The organism is Pandoraea sp. XY-2 (assembly GCF_004193915.1).
Taxonomy (GTDB): domain Bacteria; phylum Pseudomonadota; class Gammaproteobacteria; order Burkholderiales; family Burkholderiaceae; genus Pandoraea; species Pandoraea cepalis.
Genome location: NZ_CP030849.1, coordinates 2,450,997 through 2,473,285 on the forward strand (window position 1 = coordinate 2,450,997; position 22,289 = coordinate 2,473,285).

The window sequence follows — 22,289 nt, forward strand, 5'->3', positions numbered from 1 at the left end:
TCAGGAAATCAAAGCGAAGTGGGAGGTCGCCACAGTCCTTCGGGGACGTGGGAAAGCAGTGCTCGCGTGGGCACTGGCGTAACCCGCTGCGCAGCGGGCAATGGATGGAACAGCTTGACCGGGCTGGTCGGATGATAGGCAGCGCCAATCTTGCAGTCCTGACCAAGCTTGCAGAGCGTGCCGGCCTTGAGTTTGCCGGGCTGGGCCACTTTGGTAGCGGTTTCGTCACAATGGCCGACCGGCATCGCCATCTCCGTCATGCTCGCGTCTGCCGCCTGCTGCATCTGGAACTCACCCATATAGCCCGCAGATGCCAGCCCGACCGTGGGCAGCGCTAGCGACAGCACGATAAGCAGAAGCAGGCGGATGATTCGCATGGCAAGTAGTATAAATCATTGTGCGCGACAATACGCTCCTAGAAAACCCAAGGCGAGAGTCAGGTGTGGCGTCAGTCGCTGCCTTGCCGGCGACCGACCGCGCAGGGCTGCCAAAGGTCGCAGTTGCTCCAGGATTGCGCACATGACTTTGGTATAGTCCTCCAGTTCCTCGAGCCGGTCGTCGATTCGCTCGGCCAGCATAGCGTCGGTCGTCGATGCGGGACGGGGGGAGCCATTGAGAACCGTACTGGCGTCAGCGAACGGGCCGCAGGCGGTTTGCGCATCGAAAGCTCGACTCAGTAAGCCGCGAAGCAACTCAAACATCGATCGAAACGCTTATGGAGGCCACCATGCAAACCTTTTTCATTCTCAATGATGCCGCCTACGGGAGCGAACACAGCTAAAATGCTCTGCGTCTCGCCAAAGCGCTGGTCAAGCGTGAAAGTGGGACGGTCCGACTGTTCCTGATGGGAGGCGCAGTGGTCTGTGCTAAGTCAGGCCAGCATGTTCCCGAGGACTATTAGAACGCGGGAGATATGCTGTGCACGGTCGGGGGCGGCGGCGGTCTGTACGGCACTTGTCTCGACGCTCGAGGAATTAGCGTCTATGAACTTATCAAGGGAACTCGCCGCAGCACCTTGAGCTAAATGACTGCCTGGACAGCTGAGGCAGACAAGGTACTGGTGTTCTGACGGAGGCGCTGACGATGTTCTCCACGCAATTCCCCAGCAAGGAATCGGCCCTTTTCCCACTCTTTCGGTTGTGGGGGGCTGGGCAAGCGACGCGGCGAAGGGCCGTGGTTTTTCGTGGGCGTCGACAAGCTGCGCTTCAACCTCAGCTTGGAGATCTGCCCCATGCACACATCTGACATTCGTCTCGGATTGCGCGAGAACTTGGGCCAGTTCTCGCTGCTCGTGCTGGTGAATGCCTTTGTCGGGGCGATGGTCGGACTTGAGCGCAGCATTTTGCCGGCCATCGCCGCGTACGAATTTCACGTCGCGGCGCGGGCAGCAATTCTCTCCTTCATCGTTGTCTTCGGCATCGCCAAGGCGCTGACCAACTACTTTGCAGGACGACTGTCCGATCGGTACGGCCGCAAGCATATACTGGTCGCCGGGTGGCTGGTGGCCGTGCCGGTGCCTTTCGTCCTGATGTGGGCACCCGATTGGAACTGGATCGTCGCTGCCAATGTCTTGCTAGGCGTCAGTCAGGGCCTTACCTGGTCCACCACGGTCATAATGAAGATCGACCTAGTTGGCCCCAAGCAACGCGGCCTGGCGATGGGCCTCAACGAATTTTCCGGCTATTTCGCCGTGGCGGGCAGCGCGCTCGCCACCGGCTGGCTGGCCGCCCGCTACGGGCTGCGCCCGGAACCGTTCTACCTGGGTGTCGTCTACGTTGCCTCGGGTTTGACACTCTCGGCTATGGCGGTTGGCGAAACCCGGCACTACGTGGCACACGAAGTGCAGGCGCACCACACCGAACATGAAGATGCGCTGCCCACCCAAGGCGAAATCTTCCGTCGCGCCTCGCTCACCGACCGCAATCTGTCGAGCATCAGCCAGGCGGGGTTGGTGAATAACCTCAACGATGGCATGGCGTGGGGTCTATTTCCGCTGGTCTTCGCTACCGCAGGTATGTCGCTTGCTCAGGTCGGCACGCTTGCAGCGATATACCCTGCCGTGTGGGGTATGACGCAGATTTTCACGGGAGCCCTGTCCGACCACATTGGCCGCAAGCAGTTGATCGCTTGGGGATGTGGACGCAGGCGGCAGGCATTGCAATCACGGCATCAAGCAACGGCTTCCTGGGCTTCGGTGTGGGCGGCGTACTCTTGGGCGTCGGCACTGCGATGGTCTATCCGACGTTGCTGGCCGCCATTGGTGACGTGGCGCATCCTGCTTGGCGGGCCTCGGCCGTGGGTGTGTATCGGCTGTGGCGCGACCTGGGCTATGCAGTCGGTGCACTCCTGGCTGGTGTCACAGCCGACTTCTTCGGTTTGGCGGCTGCAGTGTGGCTGATCGCCGGACTCACCTTCTTGTCCGGCGTGATCGTCGTCGCGCGGATGAAAGAAACCCTGGTCAAGAGTGCCTCGTGAGCAACACACGGGCGAACGGCTATGAACGGCCGAAAAAGCGGCATGCGAGACGAGGCGTATTGCGGGTACGCGCAGGTTATATGCCCGGCGAGTTCTCCGAAGGTTTTGCAAGCAGATCGCGTTCGAATCGGCCATATCGCAATGCAAGTGTGGGTAAAACGAGAAGGTTCAGTGCCGTTGACGTAACTAGCCCCCGAGAATCACGATGGCCATCGGCCCTTCAATCTCGTTGCCAGCGGCACCGCTGGTCAGCGCGAGCGGCACGAGCGCGAGTGCTGTCACGAGCGCTGTCATCAGGATCGGAATTAACCGTTCGGATGCGCCCTGCACTGCGGTCTCCGGTCCCCAGGTATGGCCATCCACGTGCACCAGGTGTTCGTAGTGACTGATCAGCATGATGGAGTTGCGCAACGAAATCCCGAAGAGCGTCACGAAACCTACCATGCCGCCTAACGACAGAGTACCGCCCGTGAGCGCTACGCTCAGGACGCCACCCACCAAGGCAAACGGCAGGTTGATCATTACCAGGACCACCCCTCGACGACTCTTCATCGCGAGAAACAACAGCATCGCAATGCCGAGGAGCGAAATCGCTCCGTACACGACCAGGTCATGCTGAGATTGTGTACGCGCTTCGTTCTCGCCCGTGAACACGGCATACGTTCCCGACGGCAACGTGATTTCCCGGCTCACACGCGCCTGCGCCTCCTTGACGAAATCATTGACCGCCCGGTTGCCGAGGTTGACTGAGACGGTTTGCATGCGTCGACCGTTGTCGTGCGTGATTTGATACCGGCCCGACACCTGACGTATCGACGCCAGGTCTCGAAGCGACACGGCAAGTCCATCCGGATTGCGCAACTTCAGCGCACCGATATCGTCAGGTGTCGCCCTGGCCGATGGCGCCAGGACGACGACGACATCGTATGTTCGGATGCCTCGGTAGATCTGGGAGACGGTGGTGCCCTCATTCGCCGCCTGGATGGTGTCGAGCAGTTCGAGCGGCCGGAAGCCCCAGCGGCTCAATGACTCGGGTTTGAGCCTCACTTCCAGCTCAGGAATGTCCGGGGGAGATTCGACCCGGACGCTTGCCGCACCACGAATCGAACCCAGTAGTTGAGCGATCTCCTGCGCCTTGCGGTCGATGACGTCGAGATTGTCGCCGAACACGTTCACGGCCACAGGCGCCGTCGCACCCGATATCGTCTCGTCGATCCGTTCAACGAGAAACGTATTGACCGAAGTCGTCAATCCCGGAAAGCGAGCGAGCGCCTGTTGGATGCGGTAGAGGGCCCAGCTTTGGCCAGTCGCGCTCATTGGCTCAAGATCGACCTCGAATTCTGAAAGCTGAACGCCGGTCGGGTCGACGACGCCATGGGCACGCCCCGCCCGTTGTGCGACCAACCGAACACCGGGCACCTTCATCAACACTTGCGACACTCGGGCGCCGACGCGCATCGATTCTGCAAGCGACGTGCCGGGCGCAAGCCCCATGTGCACGATATAGTGACCTTCGCGAAGTTCGGGGATGAAGTTGCCGCTCAGAAGCGGTAACGATCCGAGCGCGACGACGCACATCAGCCCAACGGCGATCATCACGGACTTCACGTGCTGGTCGACCGTCAGGAGCAGCGCTGCATAACGAGCCTTCAGGCGGGCAATCAGACGCGGCTCATGCTGTGGCAATGGCCCGCCTACCAGTAGCGCCAAGGCCAACGCGGGTGTGACGGTGAGTGCCACGCCAAGCGACGCGAGCACGGCCAGGATGTACGCAATACCAAGCGGCGCGAACAATTTTCCAGCGACACCCGATAACGTCAGCACCGGCAGGAAGATCAGCATCACGATGAACGTCGCGAACACCACGGCGCTGCGCACTTCAAGCGAGGCGCGCAGCACGACGCGATAGGCCGGCTGCGGCGTCGGGAGGGTCTGATTCTGCCGCAGCCGCCGATAGATGTTCTCAACGTCGATGATGGCGTCGTCGACCACTTCGCCCAGCGCGATCGCGAGCCCGCCGAGCGTCATGGTGTTCAGACTGACGCCGAATGCGGTCAGAACGATAATCGCAACGAGCATTGACAGCGGAATCGCTACCGCTGAAATGACGGCCGTGCGCACGTTGAGCAGGAACAGGAAAAGGACAGCGATCACAAGCGCCGCGCCAACGAGCAACGCAGTGCGGAGGTGGCTCAGCGCCGCATCGATGAAGCTGGCGGGCCGGAATACCTCGGCGTTGACCTCGACGCCTTGCTTCGCGAGAATCGGCTTGATCGACGCCAGCGATGTCTCGATGCCTTTTGTCACCTCGAGCGTATTGGTGCCATATTGGCTTTCCAGAACAACCATTACGCCGGGATGCGCCATGATCGATGCGGCGCCGACCGCCGGCGCAGCGCCCCACGCCACGGTGGCGACGTCCCCAATGCGGACGGCAGCACCATGGCTCCAATGCAGCACCACGTTGGCCAGCGTCTGCGGCTCGGCGATCTGACCGTCCGCGTTCACCGCGATACGCTGGTTGTCCCCCTCGATGAACCCGGCGCCCTTCACTCCCGTTGATGCTTTCGCGGCGGCGACCACGTCCTGGATCGATAGCCCATAACGTATTAATTTGGTCGGATCGACCTGGATCTGCATCTGCCGGGTCTGGCCACCGAAAACAATGGCATCGGCAACACCGGGAACGCTCATGAGTTGCGGTCGCAACGTCCACTGCGCGATATCGTATAGCGCCTGAAGTGAGCGCGTGTTGGATGTCAGGCCAATCGTTCGCACAACGCTTGTCGTCGTCGTCAGCGGCAACAGTCGTGGCGGATGGACGCCCGACGGTAGCGTCGCGGCCAATTCATTGACCCGCTCGGACACGAGCTGACGGACCTGCATCACATTCGTATGCTCGTTGAATACGAGCGTGATGGCCGACAGGCCCTGCATCGACCTAGATCGCATCGACTGGAGTCCGACAAGGCCGCCCAGACCGTTCTCCAGCCGCTGTGTCACGAGCGTCTCGACTTGCTCGCTGGTCAGGCCCGGTGCTTCTGTTTGCACGATGCTCATCGGCGGAGCGAACTCGGGAAAGACGTCGAGCTTCGCGCGCGTGAGCGAATAAACGCCATAACCGGCCGCGACGACGGCCAGCGCGTAAATGACGCCTCGAAAGCGCAGTGAAAAGCGAATGATCGCGTTAAGCATGAGGGAACGTATCGGTCGGTGCGCGTTGCGGTGGGCGAATTAGTCGTCGCACTCCGGAGGGTCTTTGCAGACGGTGGCGATACCTCGCGGCTTGAGTTCTTCGGAAAGCAGCAACTGCGCGCCTTGAATGACGACCTGATCACCGGCGTGGAAGCCCGGCGTATGGCTCACGCTGGGATCACCGTCGCCCGATCCGGGAACGAAGCGGCGCGTGAAGCTGTCAGGCGCGGTCTCGACATACGCCCACCGCTGTCCGCCATACCAGAGAACGGCGTCCCCCGGAACGACAAGTGACGCCTTCGCCGCGCCAGTTGCAGGAAGATTGGCGAGTGTTCGCGTGCCGGCCGGGAGCATCTGGGAGACGAGGTAAAGCCAAGGCTGGCCCTGAAGGGCAGGATCGGTGCTCGGCGCCGCCGAGAGTCGCTGGGCTGGCAACGTCTTGCCATCCGGCGAATCGACGGTAATCTGTGGCGGGGCATCGGTGCCGTTGCCCGCCGGAAGCGTGACACGCAGCACAGTCGCTTGCCCGGCCCGGAGATGCTCCATGACGCGGGATGTCGGTGTCTGCGCAGCCGCGGCAAGCGCCTCGCCGAATTGCTGGCGTAACGTCGCGCCGAGTCCGGCCACTGCGATCTTGGCGGAACGCAGTTTTGCGTCGTTCGCCCGCATCATGGCATTGGCATCTGAGACGGACTTGCGGGACACATTTTGATCATCTTCAAATAGTGTCCGACTCCGTGCATATTGGTCGCGCGAATTGTCCGCTTGCGCGGTGAGCGTGTCGAGATCCGCTTGCGCGGCGGCGAAGCGGCTGCGCAAATCGAAAAGGGGCTGCAAATCAAGCACTGTCGCGTAGGCCGGGCGCGTCTGTTCGCGTGGCGCGTCGATAAGCGATGTCACCTCGATATGGCTCGCGCGTTGAGCATCCGGCGCAACCACGACGACGGTTTCCCCGTTGACCGTACGTACGGAAGGTTGTGAAGTGTCCTTCACGGCAGTGCCGGCAGCCGACGGCTGAAGGGAAAGTGTCCGATAGACGTACCAGATGGCACCAGTTGCCAATGCGATCGTCGTGGCGCAGAGAATGATCCAACGTAGCTTCATTTGCGCAACTCCTTTTCAGTCACAGACGGCTTCAATGCGGGGGCGTCGCCAGTAAGAGGACGCTGCATGGCGTCTTCGAGCCGACCCGCCGCCTGTTGGGCACTGATGGCGGCATCGAGCCGGACGAGCTGATTCGTCTGGAAATCGGCACGGGCCTGTGCATAGGTCAGTCGGCCGGCATCCCCGGCCGCAAACGCCGCGGCCGTACTGTCAAGCCGTCGGCGGGCTGCTGCGAGGCGCGCGTCCTCGATGCGCAGCGTTTCCACGTTCGCCTGATAGAGGTCGAGCGCCCTGTCGATCTCGCCGAGTATCGTGTCTTGCAGTGCTGCCGTTCGCGCAGCCGCCTCCTTGCGATTCGCTTCGGCTTGAGCGATGCTGCCTTGGTTTTGATTGAAGATCGGCAGGTTGATACCGGCGAGACCGAACGCGATTTTGTGTGTGCCGGTGTCGTAGGTGTAGCCAGGCCCCAAATGAATGTCGGGATATTGCTTTGCCACTTCAAGCTGTAGCGCGGATTCGGCGGCGGCGTAGTCGGCAAGCGACATGCGCAGATCCGGACGATTGAGGATCGCCGCCTGACGCACATCGGCGTCGGGCGGTGCCGCCGGAACCATGCCGAACATTTGGAGATCGAGCTGAACAGCGTCCAGCGATCGCGTCGGAACACCGATGGCGGAGGCGAGTTGCGCGCGAGCGCCCTGCTCCGCGCCGCGAACTGTCGCGAGCTCTGCTTGTGCTTGCGTGGCTGCAACGATGGCAGCGTCGACGTCCGGTCCGGCGTTTTCGCCGACGGCACGGCGCTTCTCCACCATCGCGACGATCTCCCGGAGGACATCGGCCTTGCGCGAGAGCAAAGTCGCCTTCTCACGAGCGGCGTATATCGCGAGCAGCGTATCGCGCACCCGTGCCTGCACTTTCCAAGCGGTGTTCATGACGCTCAACCGAGCGGATTCTGCAAGGTGTGCGGCCTGCTCGACCCGATAGCCTCGCTTTCCGGCAGTTTCTATGGGGATGTCGAGCGCAAGGCCCCACGTGTAGGCGGTACCAGGCCCAGGATTCGGCGACGAGCGCTGGAACGGCAACTGCAACACGGGGTTTGGCAGCGCGTCGGCAACGTCGATTCCACTTTTTGCTGTCGCCCACTGGGCGCGTGCGACGCGGAGTTCCGGACTGAAATACCACGCCGCCAGCGTCTGACCTGTCCGTGAAATTTCGCACCAACGGAATCTAGAGATAATGGCTCCTCAGCTCAGACGATGAGTTGGTATGAAGAAGAGCCGGTACAGTGACGAGCAGATCGTGCGAATTCTGCGCGAAGCGGATCGAGATGCGATCCCCGAGGTGGCCAAGCGCAATGGCGTGAGCGAGGCGTCGATTTACGCCTGGCGCAAACGGTTCGGCGAGATGGTCAGCGACGACGTCAAGCGACTCAAGACGCTTGAGGCCGAGAACGCGCGGTTAAAGAAGATGGTAGCTGAGCGCGATCTTGAGATTGAGGTCATGAGGGAGATCAGCGGAAAAAAGTGGTGAGCGCACAGGTTCGCTGTGAACAAGCCCGGTTCGCGATGGCACGGGGTTTGAGTCAAAGGCGAGCGTGTGCGCTGATGCAGGTCAGCCGTTTGAGCTTGAGCTATACATTAAAGATGCCAAGCAAGAATGCGCCGGTGATCGAAGCTATGCGAACGTTGTCGGGACATTACCCGCGCTTCGGCTCTCGTCGCATTCGAGTGCTGCTAGGACGCGAAGGCATCGTCATTGGCAAGGATAGGTGTGCGTCGCTCTGGGCCAAGGCGGGCCTGCAAGTGCCGAAGAAGCGCCGCAGACGCCGCATCAGCGGCGCTCGGCCAAGGCCGCATGCGCCGGCGGCGCGCAACTCGGTGTGGTGCTACGACTTCGTATTTGATGCCTGTGCGAACGGTCAGCAGGTGAAATGCTTGACTGTGGTCGACGAATATACGCGCGAATGTCTGGCGATCGATGTGGCGGGATCGATCCGCTCGCGCCGAGTCATTGAGGTGCTAAGTCGGTTGATCAGCGTGCACGGAGCGCCCCGTTATCTTCGGTCGGACAACGGGCCGGAATTTGTCAGCACGGCGCTGCTGAAATGGGCTGTGCAGGAGAACATCGAGACAGCGTTGATTGATCCGGGCAAACCTTGGCAGAACGGCACCAATGAAAGCTTCAACGGAAAATTCCGTGACGAATGTTTGGCGATGGAGTGGTTTCGCAACCGGATCGAAGCGAAGATCGTGATCGAAGACTGGCGAACACACTACAACGAAGTGCGCCCGCATTCGAGTTTGCAGTGCCTGACCCCGGCAGAATTTCGCCGGGCTAGCGAATGTAGTTCAACCACTGGGGCTGTGAATCTCTAGAAACCAGTGGTACGAAAATGTCCGTCAGGTCAGTATGGTGACCGCCATCGCGCGGAAAGCTGAGCACCGGCTTGCGTGCCATCGGCCGTACCCTTCGTTGCGAAATCGCTGGATTATGCCCTGCAGACCATAATTGGGAACCCCGGCCAGACTTCAAGATCGACTTCGATTTTTCTTTAAAATCAGTGATGTAAGACCATTTTTGCGAAAATTTTGCGAATCCCGGCCGATCTTCTATGTTCGGGTTGAATTTTTATGAACGCGTAGCCATGCCTACGAGCAACGGCGAAACTGCCTGACAGCACTTCGGGGTCGGGCGCCTTGGTCTATAGCTCGGACTCCCCCGTCAGCAACGATTCGTCGATCTCGAGCCCGTTCGCCGCGCACACGATGTCGTAGACGACGATCTGGTAGCCCAGTTCGACCGCGATCAGGTCATCCTTCACGATGACGCCCGGGTGGACCTCAATCGTCTGCCCCGCGCGCCGCACGCGCGCGCGGCTGGTGCAGAAGCGCGAGCCGGTCGAGCTGACGCTTCGCGCGCCATTCCTTGACTATCCCGACGAGCGAGTTTGTGATCAGCACGCCGCCGAAGAGCGCATATGGACCGCCGAAACGGACAGTACCCCGAGCACCACCGCGCAGAGCGTGCCAAGCAGTGCATTGATGCGCCTGAACACGTTGGCGCGCACGATCTCGCCGAAGCTGCGGCTCGTCCGCCGCAGGACGCGGTCGACAGCGCGGCGCCCCCGGGCGCTCGGCCACCTCGGCGAGGCTCAGGCCGTCGGGAAGATCCGCCATCGCCGGCTGCCCAGTCACTGGCCGTTCCCCGTTTCTGACTATACCGCCGCAGTGTCGGGCTCGGCCAGTTCGTCGCGCTCGAAGCGTCCGTAGCGTAGCGCCAGCGTCGGCAGCACGATCAGGTTGAGGGCAGTCGACGTGATCAGGCCGCCGAGAATGACGATCGCCATTGGCCCTTCGATTTCGTTACCTGGCGCGCCGGTTGTCAGCGCGAGCGGCGCCAGCGCGAGCGCGGTGACGAGTGCGGTCATCAGGATCGGCACCAACCGTTCCGATGCCCCGCGCACCGCTGTATCCATGTTCCACGTCAATCGATCGACGTGTATCAAGTGCTCGTAGTGGCTGATCAGCATGATCGAGTTTCGCAATGAGATGCCAAGCAATGTGACGAAACCCACCATACCGCCAATGGAAAGATTCGCCCCCGTCAGCACCACGCTCAGTACCCCGCCGACGAGCGCGAAGGGTAGGTTGACCATGACGAGCAGTACGCCACGACGGCTCTTCATCGCGAGGAACAGGAGCAATGCGATGCCGATGAGCGATATCCCCCCGTACGCCAGCAGGTCGCGCTGCGATTGCGCGCGTGCTTCGCTCTCCCCGCTGAAAACGGCGTAGGTGCCCGGTGGCATTTTGATCTCACGGTTCACTCGCGCCTGAGCCTCCTTCACGAAATCACTGGCCGGCCGGCTACCAAGGTTGACCGACACTGTTTGCACGCGCTGGCCACCGTCGTGCGTGATCTGATAGCGGCCGGCGACCTGACGGATCGTCGCGAGCGAGCCCAGCGGCGCGGCAAAGCCTTCGGCATTGCGCACCATGAGCTTGCCGATGTCACCGACGGTCGTGCGCTGCGTCGGATCGAGCACGACCGCGACGTCATAGGTGCGGCTGCCCTTGTAGATCTGCGTGACCGTTGTGCCAGCATAGGCGGACTGGATCGTATCGAGCACTTCGACGGGCCTGAAGCCCCAGCGGCTCAACGCGTCCGGCTTGAGCTTCACGTCGAGCTCGGGTATGCCGGGAGGCGAATCTACCCGCACGCTGGCGACGCCGTGGATCGTGCCGATCAGCTGAGCGATTTGTTGCGCCGTGCGATCGATGACATCGAGATTGTTGCCGAACACTTTGACGACCACCGGGGCCGTTGTTCCCGAAATGGTCTCGTCGATACGTTCCTCGAGAAACGTATTGACTGAGGTGCTCAGGCCCGGAAAGCGCGCCAGCGCCTGGCGAATCCGATAGAGCGCCCAGTTTTGGCCCGATGCGCCCATCGGCTTCAGGTCGACCTCGAACTCGGAGAGCTGCACGCCGGTCGGGTCGACCACCCCGTTCGCGCGGCCTGCGCGCTGTGCCACGAGACGCACGCCGGGCACCTGCATCAACGCCTTCGATACCTGCGTGCCGATGCGCATCGATTCCGCGAGCGACGTGCCCGGCTCCAGTCCCATATGGACGATGTAATGGCCTTCGCGCAGTTGCGGAATGAAGCTCCCGCTCATGAACGGCAGCGACGCGAGCGCAGCGACACACATCAGCGCCACCGTTACCATGACCGCTTTCACGTGCTGCTCGACCTTTGTCAGCAGCGCGATGTAACGCGCCTTCAGGCGCGCGACGAGACGGGGTTCATGCTCGGGCAAAGGCCCCTTCGCCAGCAGGGCAAGCGCCATGGCCGGCGTGAGCGTCAACGCGACGCCGAGCGACGCGAGAACGGCCAGTATGTAGGCAATGCCGAGTGGCGCGAAGAGCCGTCCGCCGACACCCGAGAGCGTGAGTACCGGCAGGAAGATCAGCATCACGATGAAAGTCGCAAACACGACGGCGCTACGGACTTCGAGCGAAGCACGCAGCACGACGCGAAACGCGGGGAGTGGCTGGGGTCGCTTGCGATTCTCGCGTAGACGCCGATAAATGTTCTCGACGTCAATGATCGCATCGTCCACCACTTCACCGAGCGCGATTGCGAGGCCACCCAAGGCCATCGTGTTCAGGCTCACGCCGAACTTGGTCAGCACGATGATCGCAACCAGCAGCGACAGCGGAATCGCGACGGCCGAGATCACGGCGGTGCGCACGTTGAGCAGAAACAGGAACAGGATGGCGATCACGAGCACGGCGCCGACGATGAGTGCCGTCCTCAAGTGACCCACCGCGGCATCGATGAAATTGGCGGGCCGGAAAACGTCCGCGTTCACGTCGACGCCTTGCTTTACAAGCGCCGGCTTGAGTCCGGCGAGCGCATTTTCGATGTCGTGCGTCACGGCCAGTGTGTTGGTGCCGTACTGGCTTTCCATCACGATCATCACGCCGGGCTTGCCCATGATCGAAGCCGCGCCGACAGGCGGCGCACTGCCCCAGGCCACATTCGCGACGTCGCCAAGCCGAACCGACGCACCGTTGCTCGAACGCAGCACGACGCCGGCCAGTTTCTCCGGCGTGGCGATCTGGCCATCGGCATTGATGGCGATGCGCTGGTTATTGTTCTCGATGAACCCGGCGCCCCGTACCCCGGTGGCTTGGCGGGCCGCGGCGATCACGTCCTGGATGGACAATCCGTAGTGCATCAGCTTCGCGGGATCGACCTGGATCTGCATCTGGCGCGTCTCGCCGCCGAACACGATTGCATCGGCCACGCCGGGGACGCTCAGCAGTTGTGGCTTGATGGTCCACTGTGCGATGCCATAGAGATCCGCGAGCGAGCGCGTCTTCGACGTGAGACCGATGATGCGCACGACGCTCGTCGTCGTGGTAAGCGGCAAAAGCCTGGGCGGCTTGACGCCTGCAGGCAACGTGGCCGCGAGCCCGTTGATGCGCTCGGTGACGAGTTGCCGGACCTGCATCACATTTGCACTGTCATCGAAGACGAGCGTGATCGCGGAGAGACCCTGCATCGATCTCGAACGCATCGACTGCAGCCCAACCATGCCGCCGAGGGCATTCTCGAGCGGTTGCGTGACGAGCGTTTCCACCTGCTCGCTCGTCATGCCTGGCGCTGCCGTCTGCACGATGCTCATCGGCGGAGCGAATTCGGGAAAGACGTCGAGCTTGGCGCGCGTGAGCGTAAAGAGCCCGTAGCCGGCCGCGACGACGGCCAGCGCATAGATGACGCCGCGAAAGCGCAGCGAAAAGCGGATGATCGCGTTGAGCATGGAACGTGAGGTCGCGTTGATCAGGGCGGGTGAGGCGTGGGTCAGTCGTCACACTCGGGTGGATCCTTGCAGGCCGTGGCGATACCTTGTGGCTTGAGCTCTTCGGAGAGCAGCAGTTGGGCACCCTGCGTCACGACCTGGTCGCCGGCTTGGAACCCTGACGTCACCATGAAACCGTGGTCGCCCTCGTCGCCAGCGGGCACGAAGCGCCGCGTAAAGCGATCGGGAGCCGTCCGCACGTAGGTCCATGTTTGCCCGCCGTACCATATCACGGCCCGTTCTGGGATCCGCAGCTCGGATGCAACCTGGCTTGACGTCGGCACGCTCGCGCTCGTGCGCAAATTTGCCGGCAGCGCATCGTCGGCGACGTAAAGCCAAGGGCTGCCCTGCACGGCCGGGTCGGCGAGCGGTGAGGCGGAAAGCTTTTGAGCGGGCACCGAGCGGCCGTCGGGCGTATCGATCGTGATACGCGCGGGCGGTGCCATGCCGAAGCTGGCCGGCAACGTGACGCGCAGCACCACGGCTTGCCCAGACTGGAGACGCTGAAACAGTTTCGAGGTCGATGCCGTCGCGGCATTCGCAAGCGCGTCGCCAAACTGCTGCCGCATCGTAGCGTTCAGCCCGTTCAGCGTGGCATGGGCCGATTGGAGCCTCGCCTCGTCGGCTTGCATCGCCGACTGCGCATCTTGAAAGCTCTTCTGCGAAATGTTGCGATCGTCCGCGAACAGCGTGCGGCTGCGCTGGTACTGGGCGCGCGAGCTTGCGACCTGCGCAGTGAACGTTTCGACGTCCGCGCGGGCGCCCGCCAAGCGGTTGCGCAGATCGAAGAGCGGCTGCAGATCGATGACGGTGGCGTAGGCGCTGATATTGGCCTGGCGCGTGACGGCTGTGAGCGGCGCGACCTCGATGTGGCTGGCCCGCTGCTCCTCGGGACCGACGACGACCACCGTTTCGCCGTATACCGTCTGTACGGCGCGGGGCGGGGCGGATTGCGTTGCCACGGTCGTCGACGTGCTGGTGTCCAGGAACGTCTGATAGATGTACCAGCCTGCACCGACAGCCAGAGCCAGCGATACGACGGAGAGAGGGATCAGTCGGAGTTTCATCGTGGTGTCTCTTCACTGAGGGTATCGCTCACCGCCTCGTGACCGAGGGGTTGCTGCATCGCATCTTCGAGTGCGCCAGCGCCTTGCTGGACCGCGATCACGGCATCGAGATGGACGGTTTCACTGGTCTGATAGCCCGCTTTCGCCTGCGTGTAGGTCAGTCGGTCCGCGTTCCCGTTGGCGAAAGCGGCGGCCTGGCCGTTGAGCTGTCTGCGGGCACTAGCGAGATGGGCGTCCGACAAGCGCAATGCTTCGACGCTTGACCGGTAGCGCGTGAGCGCATGCGCAAGATCGGCGAGAATCTTGTCCTGCAGCGCGCCGGCACGGGCCGCAGCTTCCTGGCGTCTTGCTTCGGCTTCATGGATGCCGCCTTGATTCTGGTTGAAGATCGGCAACGTGATGCCTGCGAGCCCAAATGCGATCTTGTGCGTGCCCGTGTCGTATGTATAGCCCGGTCCGAGGTGGAGGTTCGGATACTGCTTCGCGACTTCGAGCTGAAGAGCCGATTCGGCCGCAGCGTAATCGGCAAGCGAGGCGCGCAGATCTGGGCGATGGAAGATCGCCGCGCGCTGTGCATCCGCGGTCGGCGGTGCGGGCGGAACTGCGCCGAAGGCGGAGAGGTCAATTTCGATGCCGTCGAGCGCAGCGACGGGTATACCGATAGCGGCAGCGAGCTGGGCTCGCGCATCCTGATCGGCGCTGCGCGCCGCAGCCAGATCGCTTTGCGCCTGCGTGTCGGCAAAAATGGCAGAGTCGACGTCTGGCCGCGAGAACTGCCCTGCGGCTAGACGCTTGCGGCTCATCTCGGCAATCTGCCGCTCGGATTCGGCCCTGGTGGACTGAAACGCAATGCGCTTGCGGGCAGCATAGAGGGCGAGCATCGCAACTCGGACTTGCCTGCGGACCTTCCACGCCTCATTGACGAGGCTCAGCCGCGCGGCTTCCGACAGGTGAGTCGCCTGATCGACGCGATAGCCGCGCTTGTGCGCCGTCTCGATCGGGATGTCGAGTGCCGGGCCGAAGGTGATCGGGGATCCCGGCCCCGGGTTGGGTGTCGAATACTGAAACGGTAACTGCAAGACCGGGTTGGGAGTCGTGTCGGCGACGTCGATGCCGGCCTTGGCAGTGCCCCATCGGGCGCGCGCAACGTCGAGGGCGGGGCTGTAGTAGAAGGCCGCCAGCGTGAGCATTTCGCGATTCCAGCGCGCGGGCGGCCACGGTGCGACATTGTGCCCGGCCTCGCGCACGACGAAGGAGTGTAACGCCTCGCTCGCAAGCGAGCGCTGCTCGAAATGTCGGGCAAGCTGAGCTGGGGCGATCGGCTGGGCATGATAGGTCGTACAGCCGGCCAGCCCGACGAAAGCAATCAATATCGCTCGGCGCATTCTGAAATCCATCGGTCGTTCTGCTGCCCACGAGGGGCAGCGTCCGACACGGATGCTACGCCACCGCTTGTGAAGTTTTCGTCAAGAAAATGTTCGGCCGTCGCTGGTCCCAAGATGCTCCAAGCTGGCGGACGGCAGGCGCAGCGAGACACGGGTGCCGCTGCCGGGCTCGCTGGCCAGTTCGATCGACCAACCATATCGGTCGCATATCTTGCGGACAATCGATAGGCCGATCCCAAAGCCCCGCTTTCCTGACTGCTGGTCTTCCGCTTGGTAATACCGATCAAAGACATAGGGCAACGCGCCCGTTGGAATACCCGGCCCGGTGTCCTCAATGTGCAACCACCCGCCCAAATAGGAAATACGCACCCGCCCTCGGTCGGTGTGCCGCACCGCGTTCTCGATGAGGTTGGACAGCACGATCGCGAGCGCCGAGCGGTTCGCCATTACGTGATGAGCGTGATCCAGGTCAACGACGGTCTCGAGCTTCTTTTCCGCAAGGCGATTGGCAAAGGGCATCAGAGCGGATTCGACCAGGTTTGCCATAGCCACCGGTTCGATGTCGTGTGCCGACTCTTCTCTGGCGAGCATCAGCAATGCGTTAGTGAGTTCGCGCATATTGTCGGCGGCGTGCTCGATCTGCTGGAGCCGCTTGCGCGATTTTCCACTGATTGCGGAGTCCTGCGTGAGTAGTTCGCAACTCGTCGTGATCGTAGTGAGGGGCGTGCGCAGTTCGTGGCTCACGTTGCCGGTGAACTCCTTTTCGCGCTCGATCATCTCGGCCATGCGCCGATGGTAATCGTTGAAGGCGTCGACCAGTCCGGCGAGTTCCGTTTCATCGTACTTGCCGGGCTGGATCGACGGCGTTTCTCCGAACCGAAGTGTCTTCACCTGACTGGCGAGACTGGCCACCTGCCGCACCAGCAGGCCCGACAGACCGAAGGATAGCCAAATCGTGAGCAGCGCGAAAACACCCGTCCCGGCCATCAGCGCATTGATGACTTCCTTGAAATGGTGTTCGTAGGCGTTGAAATTGTAAATTCGATATAGACGTGTGGTACCGAACGGGGTGATCGCGACGTGAATCTCACGGCCGTCGATGATGATTTGATGCGTCCCGTCAGGAAGGTTTCTGACGGATGCCGGTAGAACGATCGACGGATGGTCCGATGTTGACACGTACCCATTCAACTGTTGGTCGAATGGAGGCAGGAGCGTGGGATCGACTCGATAGTTCTTGAGGACATTCGTCATGTCGTCGTGGATCAACGCCACAATCAGTTTCTCCTCCTGCGCTTCGGCCAGCACTCTCACACCTAGTGCCTGAGCAAGCAACAATGCGATAGTCAGCGCCGAAAAGAAAAGTGCCACCTTGAAGCGCAGGCTATTTCGCATCTCGATCGCACTCCAGAAGCCGGTAGCCAACGCCGTGGACCGTTTCGATAAGGTCCGCCTCCCCTGACTTGGAGAGCGCCCGACGTAAGATGTAGACGTGAGTGCGCAGTGTGTCACTGTCGGGAAGCTGTTCGCCCCAGACTTCGGTTTCGAGCTCGGCACGAGTGAACATGCGGTTTGGCGACTGCAGCAGAATGCGCAGCAACTGCAGACATTTTGGCGAGAGCTTGACTGGGCGGCCGGCACGATCGACCGTCATCTTCGATACGTCCAGGTGCACATCAGCGAACCGGAGATCCACGGCTGCGACCTGACCACGATAGCGCTTGATCATGGCGCTCAGCCGCGCGCCAACTTCCTTGAGTGAGAACGGCTTGATTAGATAGTCATCGGCCCCATGCTCGAAACCGAGCAGTTTGTCGTCGAGCGCATCTCGAGCGGTCAGCATCAGCACCGGCGTGTCTCGACAAGCTTCTCTGCGCAGATTGCGGCAGAGCGACAGACCGTCCATGCCGGGCAACGATAGATCGAGGAGGATCGCATCCCACGAGCCGGCGAGCGCCATCCGTAGGCCCATGTTGCCATTGGACGCAACATCGACCTCGTAGCCGGTTCCCTCCAGATAGTCATACAGGTTCGCGGCGATCGCCGGATCGTCTTCGACAATCAGCACTTTCATGGAATTATCGTTCCTTTGATTTCCTCGAGAAATCTCTTCAGCGAGGCTCACTGTGGTGTCTGGCGATGGCCTGACGGTATGCCAGAATAAACACCCCAGATATTTGCGGTGTGACCCGCTAGGTGGCAATGCCTGGAACAACCGCTGCACTGGCATATCCAGCGGAATGTGAGCGCCGAGAAGCGTTGTCACAACGCCAACCAATCTTGTGTGGCAGTCAATTGCGGCGCGAAAGCAACAGACTAGTCCCGCGCGATGTGGTCTCGGGAAACAGACTGTCGGCGGTGTAGCGCAGATAAGTTTTGCTGATTCCCATGAAAAAATGGGCGACATGTTCTCACACCCAACCTATGGCCTAGATGATCGCCAGCCAGATGGCTTCGCCGGATTGCCGCGCCGCTGCGGTTCGGCGGCTCGCTGCCACGCAGTCGCCACTGCAACCGGGACGTGCAGTGGCAAATGCCGAGCCACACGTCCGGCAAGCACCACCGGCAGGGCCAATCACGAGCGTTAAGCGTGAGGAAACGCATGCCGCTTATCGGTTCCGTGTCGCTCATCCGAAATCTTGACTCGCTTTTCCACTTCACGGAAGCATCAATCCTCCGTGTCGTGCGTCAGTGAGATGACCGCCCCCGTCTCGGCGTTGACTTTGACGTCGAACACTTTGGTGTCGGCCACGACTTCTACCTTATAAAGGTTACCCTGCTTTTCGCTGTCGAATTCGGCTTGTGAGGCTTTGCCGCTGACGTGCTTCTCTGCAATGGCCACGGCTTGCGTCAGCGAGATATTGGCGTTAGTGGCAGCCATTGCATCGTTTTCCCTATGCTGTCCTGCATATGCGAGGGTGCCGAGTGTAGCCAGTGTGACGGCAGCAAGAGAAAGCTTGGTGTATCGGTACATATAATTTCCCCAAAAACACGCGGGAATTCGCGCAATGACAAGCGTATGTCCAAACACTTAGCAGTGCATTAGCGGTTTCAGACGGGAAAGCGCTGCGATAATATATTTCGTAATGCATGTATTTAATAAAAAATTGCCGGGAAGGCAGCGCAAGCCGACACCATTAAAGGTATGTTTGCAAGTCTGATTGGTGGGGAAGTCAGGACTATGCGAGGGCCATCGCCATAATTTTGAACCACTGGAAGGCGGGAGCCCAGGAAAGATCACGCTCATCGACAGAACGATCGTTGCGGCTTACTGCATTTTCCTCTAGCTCTCGGCTAGGCACGTCGCGAGTCTGCCGATATTCGGCGCCTCACACAGACGCGCACTGAAAGGGCTGCGGCCCTCCCTTTTGGGTGAGAAAGCTATGGAGAATTGTGGCGCCGACGTGAGCGCGCAGGCTCTCATACTCTCTGCGCGCACTGCACCGCATGCCATAATGACGCGATATGGAACCGCCGCGGCTACGGCGCCAAGCAGCCAACGCTCACGAACACCCAAATTGATCTTCCGTGGGGCTGAGTGCCGCGGCATTGACCAAAACCACCCAAGAGCCAACGGTGGGGGAGCATGGATCGGCCGTCGGAACGACGCGTCTCATCGACGAAGAAAAGTCCCGGATACGACTCTAGAGGGCAATGCCATGCGAATTCTAGTTGTTGAAGATGACAGAAAGATCGGCGCGTTTGTCATCACCGCGCTGGAACAATCTGGGTTCGCTGTTGACCATGCGGAAGACGGCGTGAATGGACTCGATCTGGCGCTCTCTGCCTCGTATGACGCAGCGGTCATCGACATCATGTTGCCCCGCTTAGATGGATTGTCGATCATTGAGGCGCTGCGCCGCCAGGGGGTCGCTACGCCGGTCATTATCCTGAGCGCCAAGCGGACCGTGGATGACCGCGTCAAGGGTCTTCAGATGGGAGGCGATGACTATCTGACCAAACCGTTCGCGCTGGCTGAGCTGCTTGCGCGCCTTCAAGCGCTAATCCGCCGTGCCACGGGGACCACTGAGCCAGCCCGGCTGGTCGTGGGTGAGTTGGTCCTTGACCTGCTGACCCGCGAAGCGAAGCGGTGCGGGCAGAGGCTCGATCTGCAACCGCGCGAGCTTTCTCTGCTCGAATACCTGATGCGCAATGTGGGCCGCCCGGTTTCCAAGAGCATGATCCTGGAGCACGTCTGGGACTACACCTTCGATCCCCAGACCAACGTTGTCGACGTGCTGGTCTGCCGCTTGCGCAACAAGATCGACCGGGACTTTCCCGTGAAACTGATCCATACGATCCGCGGGGTCGGCTATGTCCTTAAAGCCCCTTGATGCCCAGCGAAAAACGATCAGCTTCCGGCTCGCGCTCTGGTACTCGGCGTTCTTCATCCTCGGCGCCCTGGTGCTTTTCTCGTTCGCGTATTTTCTGCTGGCCGCCTCGCTGCGTCAGCATGATCGCAACAGCGTCGAGCAAAAGCTTCATCAGTTGGCGGCCCAGTATCAGGCCGCCGATCTCACGGGGCTGAAAAAGGAACTGGCCCTTGAGGCACGGCTGGGGCGAGCCAAGCCGTTTTTCATCCGCATTGCCGGGCCACGCGATACCACGGTCTTTGTCGAGATTCCCGATCAATGGGCAAAGTTCGACCTGAGCGGCCTCGAGCATATGCCGCCGGCGGATTCGAGCGCCTTGATCCGGCTGCCCGCCAAAGACGACGAAGCTGTCCTGGAGATCGCCGGCACGCGCCTGCCAGACGGTGGCCTGCTGCAAGTCGGCAAGAGTACTGAGGAGCGCGACAGCGTCCTGGAACGCTTTGGCTGGATCGTGGCCGGCGTCATGGGCCCGACGATCGTGGTCGCCCTGCTCGGCGGGGCGTACCTCGCCCGACGCTCCCTGCGGCCGATTCGCCAACTGATCCAGACCGTCCGCACGATCGAATCCGGTGCCATGGCGGCCCGGGTGCCGATCCGCGAGACCGGCGACGAACTCGACGAGCTGGGGGCGTTGTTCAACGGCATGCTGGACCGGATTGCAACCCTGATCCAGGGTATGCGCGGCGCGCTCGACAACGTCGCTCACGACCTGCGCACGCCGATGGCGCGCCTCCGAGGCATCGCGGAAATCGCCCTGCGCTCGGAGGCGGGGCCAGAGGCTTGCCGGGAAGCGCTGGCGGACTGCGTGGAGGAGTCGGATCAACTGATCCGGATGTTGAGTACCTTGATGGACATTTCCGAGGCTGAAACCGGTACGCTCAAATTGCAACTGGAATCCGTTAACCTTTCTGAGCTCTTGGCCGATGCCATCGATCTCTACCAGCAGGTGGCCGAGGAAAAATCCATCACCGTCTCGCTTGCCGCACCCCAGCCGATCTGGGTCACGGTGGACCGCAATCGCCTGCGCCAAGTGATGGCAAATCTGCTGGACAATGCCATCAAGTATAGCCCTGTGGGCGGGCGCATCGACGTACAGGCCCGGCTGCGGCCAATCGCGGTCGAGATTCGCGTGGCGGACACCGGCATCGGCATGACACCCGACGAGCTATCGAAAATCTGGGACCGCCTGTACCGTGGCGACCGCAGCCGCTCACAGCGTGGCCTGGGACTGGGCCTGAGCCTGGTGAAGGCCGTCGTCGAAGCACACCAGGGCCACATCGAAGCGTCGAGCATGGCCGGCGCCGGCTCGGTCTTCACCATCACGCTTCCCGCCTTGGCCGGCGAGATCCGCCTTCCCCGGACGACCCGTCAATCCTTGCCAAGCTGTAATGTTCGGGCAAGCTTCCGGCAAGATTCAGCGGCCACTATAGCTCCTGTAAGGCTGGCATGCCGCCCCTCCCCCGCAAGCGACACTGCGACTGAACCTCGACACGGCCTCGACCTTGCAACGCAAATGATTCACTCAGGGAGTATCGGCCATGAACGGCAAGCAAAGGAAGCGGGCGATATGCGCGGTGTTGGGCGCACTCACGCCGGGCGTCGGGCTGCTTGGCAGCGCCCATGCGGCCGGTGACGGGACGACCCAGTCTCCGGCCTACCAATCCAGCATCAAGGTGCCGAACCAGCAAATCGGGGAACGTGGTGAAGCGGCCAGACTCGCCGCACTGGCCAAGATCGATGCGACGAGGGCGACCGCAGCCGCGCTGGCCCAAGTCCCCGGGACCGTGCTGAAGGTCGCCCTCGACAACGAGAACGGCAACCTAGTGTATAGCGTGGAGATCAAGACTGCCGGCAATGAAATCAAGGACGTCAAGGTCGATCCGGGCAACGGAGCCGTCGTGCATGTGGATATCGCCGGCGACCAGGAGGACACAGAGGAATAGCCGTCCAGGGCTAGATCCATTTTCCACTACCGCCGAGCGATCGGCACCCGACCGCCAAGCCGCGATTTGAAGGCGGTTACGAAAACGTCAAATGGCTTGGCACGATGCAAGGAGTTGAAATGAACAAGCTGCTATCAATCCTCATTACGGCGGTATTTTCCGCGCTCTCATTCTCTGTGGTTGCTGCTGACGCGACGGCTTCAGGCGTCGGTGCTGCGGCGTCCCAGCCGCAAGTCGCCGCCCCTGCCAAGACGTATGCCAAGAAGTACCAAGAGAGCGGGAAGAGTGAAATGAAGGAAGAGAAGCACGAAAACAAAATGCATGAAATGAAAGAAACCAAAGCGCAGGAAAGAAAGGAGAAATGAGCGCTGGCCACTGCC

General features: G+C 61.3%; 16 protein-coding genes and 2 pseudogenes. 7 read left to right on the forward strand and 11 right to left on the reverse strand.

What is annotated here, in order from left to right:
* Positions 1-8: 8 nt before the first annotated feature.
* Positions 9-377: a hypothetical protein gene (locus DRB87_RS11165; protein WP_017234506.1), complete on the reverse strand. Its 369-nt coding sequence runs from the start codon at positions 375-377 to the stop codon at positions 9-11.
* 854 nt (positions 378-1,231) lie between these two features.
* Here DRB87_RS11165 and DRB87_RS11175 point away from each other — a divergent pair.
* Positions 1,232-2,475, forward strand: a pseudogene (locus DRB87_RS11175) (MFS transporter).
* Between the two features lie 76 nt (positions 2,476-2,551).
* Here DRB87_RS11175 and DRB87_RS11180 read toward each other — a convergent pair.
* The 3 genes and pseudogenes from DRB87_RS11180 to DRB87_RS11190 all read right to left on the reverse strand — a co-directional run bounded on the left by DRB87_RS11180 (position 2,552) and on the right by DRB87_RS11190 (position 8,012).
* Positions 2,552-5,670, reverse strand: a pseudogene (locus DRB87_RS11180) (efflux RND transporter permease subunit).
* Positions 5,671-5,709: 39 nt separating this feature from the next.
* Entirely contained in the window at positions 5,710-6,774 is a 1,065-nt protein-coding gene (locus DRB87_RS11185; RefSeq protein ID WP_130025934.1) for a metal transporter, read from the reverse strand.
* A complete protein-coding gene (locus tag DRB87_RS11190) occupies positions 6,771-8,012 on the reverse strand; it encodes a TolC family protein (RefSeq protein WP_240756302.1) in 1,242 nt (413 codons plus the stop codon). The genes DRB87_RS11185 and DRB87_RS11190 overlap by 4 nt, the downstream gene beginning before the upstream one ends.
* Positions 8,013-8,040: 28 nt before the next feature.
* On the opposite strand from DRB87_RS11190, the gene DRB87_RS11195 reads away from it, so the two are divergent.
* A protein-coding gene (locus DRB87_RS11195) for an IS3 family transposase (RefSeq protein WP_130025936.1) occupies positions 8,041-9,149 on the forward strand; the annotation gives its coding sequence in 2 pieces (ribosomal slippage) (positions 8,041-8,290 and positions 8,290-9,149; 1,110 coding nt in all).
* 326 nt (positions 9,150-9,475) lie between these two features.
* Here the strand turns inward: DRB87_RS11195 and DRB87_RS23530 are convergent.
* Positions 9,476-9,595: a hypothetical protein gene (locus DRB87_RS23530; protein ID WP_240756255.1), complete on the reverse strand. Its 120-nt coding sequence runs from the start codon at positions 9,593-9,595 to the stop codon at positions 9,476-9,478.
* A gap of 1 nt (position 9,596) precedes the next feature.
* Between DRB87_RS23530 and DRB87_RS23535 the strand changes: the two genes are divergently transcribed.
* Positions 9,597-10,043 (forward strand): hypothetical protein, encoded by a 447-nt coding sequence (locus tag DRB87_RS23535; protein ID WP_240756256.1) that lies wholly within the window; start codon positions 9,597-9,599, stop codon positions 10,041-10,043.
* Here DRB87_RS23535 and DRB87_RS11205 read toward each other — a convergent pair.
* From DRB87_RS11205 to DRB87_RS11230, 6 genes are all read right to left on the reverse strand, one after another.
* Positions 9,989-13,102 carry an efflux RND transporter permease subunit gene (locus DRB87_RS11205; protein ID WP_130025937.1) on the reverse strand — a complete coding sequence of 1,038 codons (3,114 nt, stop codon included), beginning with the start codon at positions 13,100-13,102 and terminating at the stop codon, positions 9,989-9,991. The genes DRB87_RS23535 and DRB87_RS11205 overlap by 55 nt on opposite strands.
* A 41-nt stretch (positions 13,103-13,143) precedes the next feature.
* Positions 13,144-14,208 carry an efflux RND transporter periplasmic adaptor subunit gene (locus tag DRB87_RS11210; protein WP_130025938.1) on the reverse strand — a complete coding sequence of 355 codons (1,065 nt, stop codon included), beginning with the start codon at positions 14,206-14,208 and terminating at the stop codon, positions 13,144-13,146.
* Complete coding sequence (locus DRB87_RS11215; RefSeq protein ID WP_130027828.1) at positions 14,205-15,593, reverse strand: TolC family protein; 1,389 nt, start codon at positions 15,591-15,593, stop codon at positions 14,205-14,207. The genes DRB87_RS11210 and DRB87_RS11215 overlap by 4 nt, the downstream gene beginning before the upstream one ends.
* Positions 15,594-15,674: 81 nt before the next feature.
* Positions 15,675-16,988 (reverse strand): HAMP domain-containing sensor histidine kinase, encoded by a 1,314-nt coding sequence (locus DRB87_RS11220; RefSeq protein WP_130025939.1) that lies wholly within the window; start codon positions 16,986-16,988, stop codon positions 15,675-15,677.
* Complete coding sequence (locus tag DRB87_RS11225; RefSeq protein WP_130025940.1) at positions 16,978-17,667, reverse strand: response regulator transcription factor; 690 nt, start codon at positions 17,665-17,667, stop codon at positions 16,978-16,980. Before DRB87_RS11225 ends, DRB87_RS11220 begins: the two co-directional genes overlap by 11 nt.
* 594 nt (positions 17,668-18,261) lie before the next feature.
* Positions 18,262-18,567, reverse strand: coding sequence for a PepSY domain-containing protein (locus tag DRB87_RS11230; RefSeq protein ID WP_130025941.1), 306 nt, complete (start codon positions 18,565-18,567; stop codon positions 18,262-18,264).
* A 685-nt stretch (positions 18,568-19,252) separates the two neighbouring features.
* On the opposite strand from DRB87_RS11230, the gene DRB87_RS11235 reads away from it, so the two are divergent.
* From DRB87_RS11235 to DRB87_RS11250, 4 genes are all read left to right on the forward strand, one after another.
* Positions 19,253-19,927, forward strand: a complete 675-nt coding sequence (locus DRB87_RS11235; protein WP_130025942.1) for a response regulator transcription factor — start codon at positions 19,253-19,255, stop codon at positions 19,925-19,927.
* Positions 19,908-21,599 (forward strand): cell wall metabolism sensor histidine kinase WalK, encoded by a 1,692-nt coding sequence (locus tag DRB87_RS11240; RefSeq protein ID WP_130025943.1) that lies wholly within the window; start codon positions 19,908-19,910, stop codon positions 21,597-21,599. Before DRB87_RS11235 ends, DRB87_RS11240 begins: the two co-directional genes overlap by 20 nt.
* Positions 21,505-21,909, forward strand: coding sequence for a PepSY domain-containing protein (locus tag DRB87_RS11245; protein WP_130025944.1), 405 nt, complete (start codon positions 21,505-21,507; stop codon positions 21,907-21,909). The genes DRB87_RS11240 and DRB87_RS11245 overlap by 95 nt, the downstream gene beginning before the upstream one ends.
* A 119-nt stretch (positions 21,910-22,028) precedes the next feature.
* Positions 22,029-22,274, forward strand: coding sequence for a hypothetical protein (locus DRB87_RS11250; protein WP_130025945.1), 246 nt, complete (start codon positions 22,029-22,031; stop codon positions 22,272-22,274).
* The last annotated feature ends 15 nt before the right edge of the window (positions 22,275-22,289 follow it).

Excerpts from the sequence above, each read along its gene's own strand:
- DRB87_RS11215 (WP_130027828.1), bottom strand. The coding sequence starts at position 15,593 with ATGCGCCGAGCGATATTGATTGCTTTCGTCGGGCTGGCCGGCTGTACG.
- DRB87_RS11205 (WP_130025937.1), bottom strand. The coding sequence starts at position 13,102 with ATGCTCAACGCGATCATCCGCTTTTCGCTGCGCTTTCGCGGCGTCATC.
- DRB87_RS11235 (WP_130025942.1), top strand. The coding sequence starts at position 19,253 with ATGCGAATTCTAGTTGTTGAAGATGACAGAAAGATCGGCGCGTTTGTC.
- DRB87_RS11250 (WP_130025945.1), top strand. The coding sequence starts at position 22,029 with ATGAACAAGCTGCTATCAATCCTCATTACGGCGGTATTTTCCGCGCTC.
- DRB87_RS11225 (WP_130025940.1), bottom strand. The coding sequence starts at position 17,667 with ATGAAAGTGCTGATTGTCGAAGACGATCCGGCGATCGCCGCGAACCTG.
- DRB87_RS11230 (WP_130025941.1), bottom strand. The coding sequence starts at position 18,567 with ATGTACCGATACACCAAGCTTTCTCTTGCTGCCGTCACACTGGCTACA.
- DRB87_RS11220 (WP_130025939.1), bottom strand. The coding sequence starts at position 16,988 with ATGCGAAATAGCCTGCGCTTCAAGGTGGCACTTTTCTTTTCGGCGCTG.
- DRB87_RS11210 (WP_130025938.1), bottom strand. The coding sequence starts at position 14,208 with ATGAAACTCCGACTGATCCCTCTCTCCGTCGTATCGCTGGCTCTGGCT.
- DRB87_RS23535 (WP_240756256.1), top strand. The coding sequence starts at position 9,597 with ATGACGCCCGGGTGGACCTCAATCGTCTGCCCCGCGCGCCGCACGCGC.
- DRB87_RS11240 (WP_130025943.1), top strand. The coding sequence starts at position 19,908 with ATGTCCTTAAAGCCCCTTGATGCCCAGCGAAAAACGATCAGCTTCCGG.
- DRB87_RS11245 (WP_130025944.1), top strand. The coding sequence starts at position 21,505 with ATGAACGGCAAGCAAAGGAAGCGGGCGATATGCGCGGTGTTGGGCGCA.
- DRB87_RS11185 (WP_130025934.1), bottom strand. The coding sequence starts at position 6,774 with ATGAAGCTACGTTGGATCATTCTCTGCGCCACGACGATCGCATTGGCA.
- DRB87_RS11165 (WP_017234506.1), bottom strand. The coding sequence starts at position 377 with ATGCGAATCATCCGCCTGCTTCTGCTTATCGTGCTGTCGCTAGCGCTG.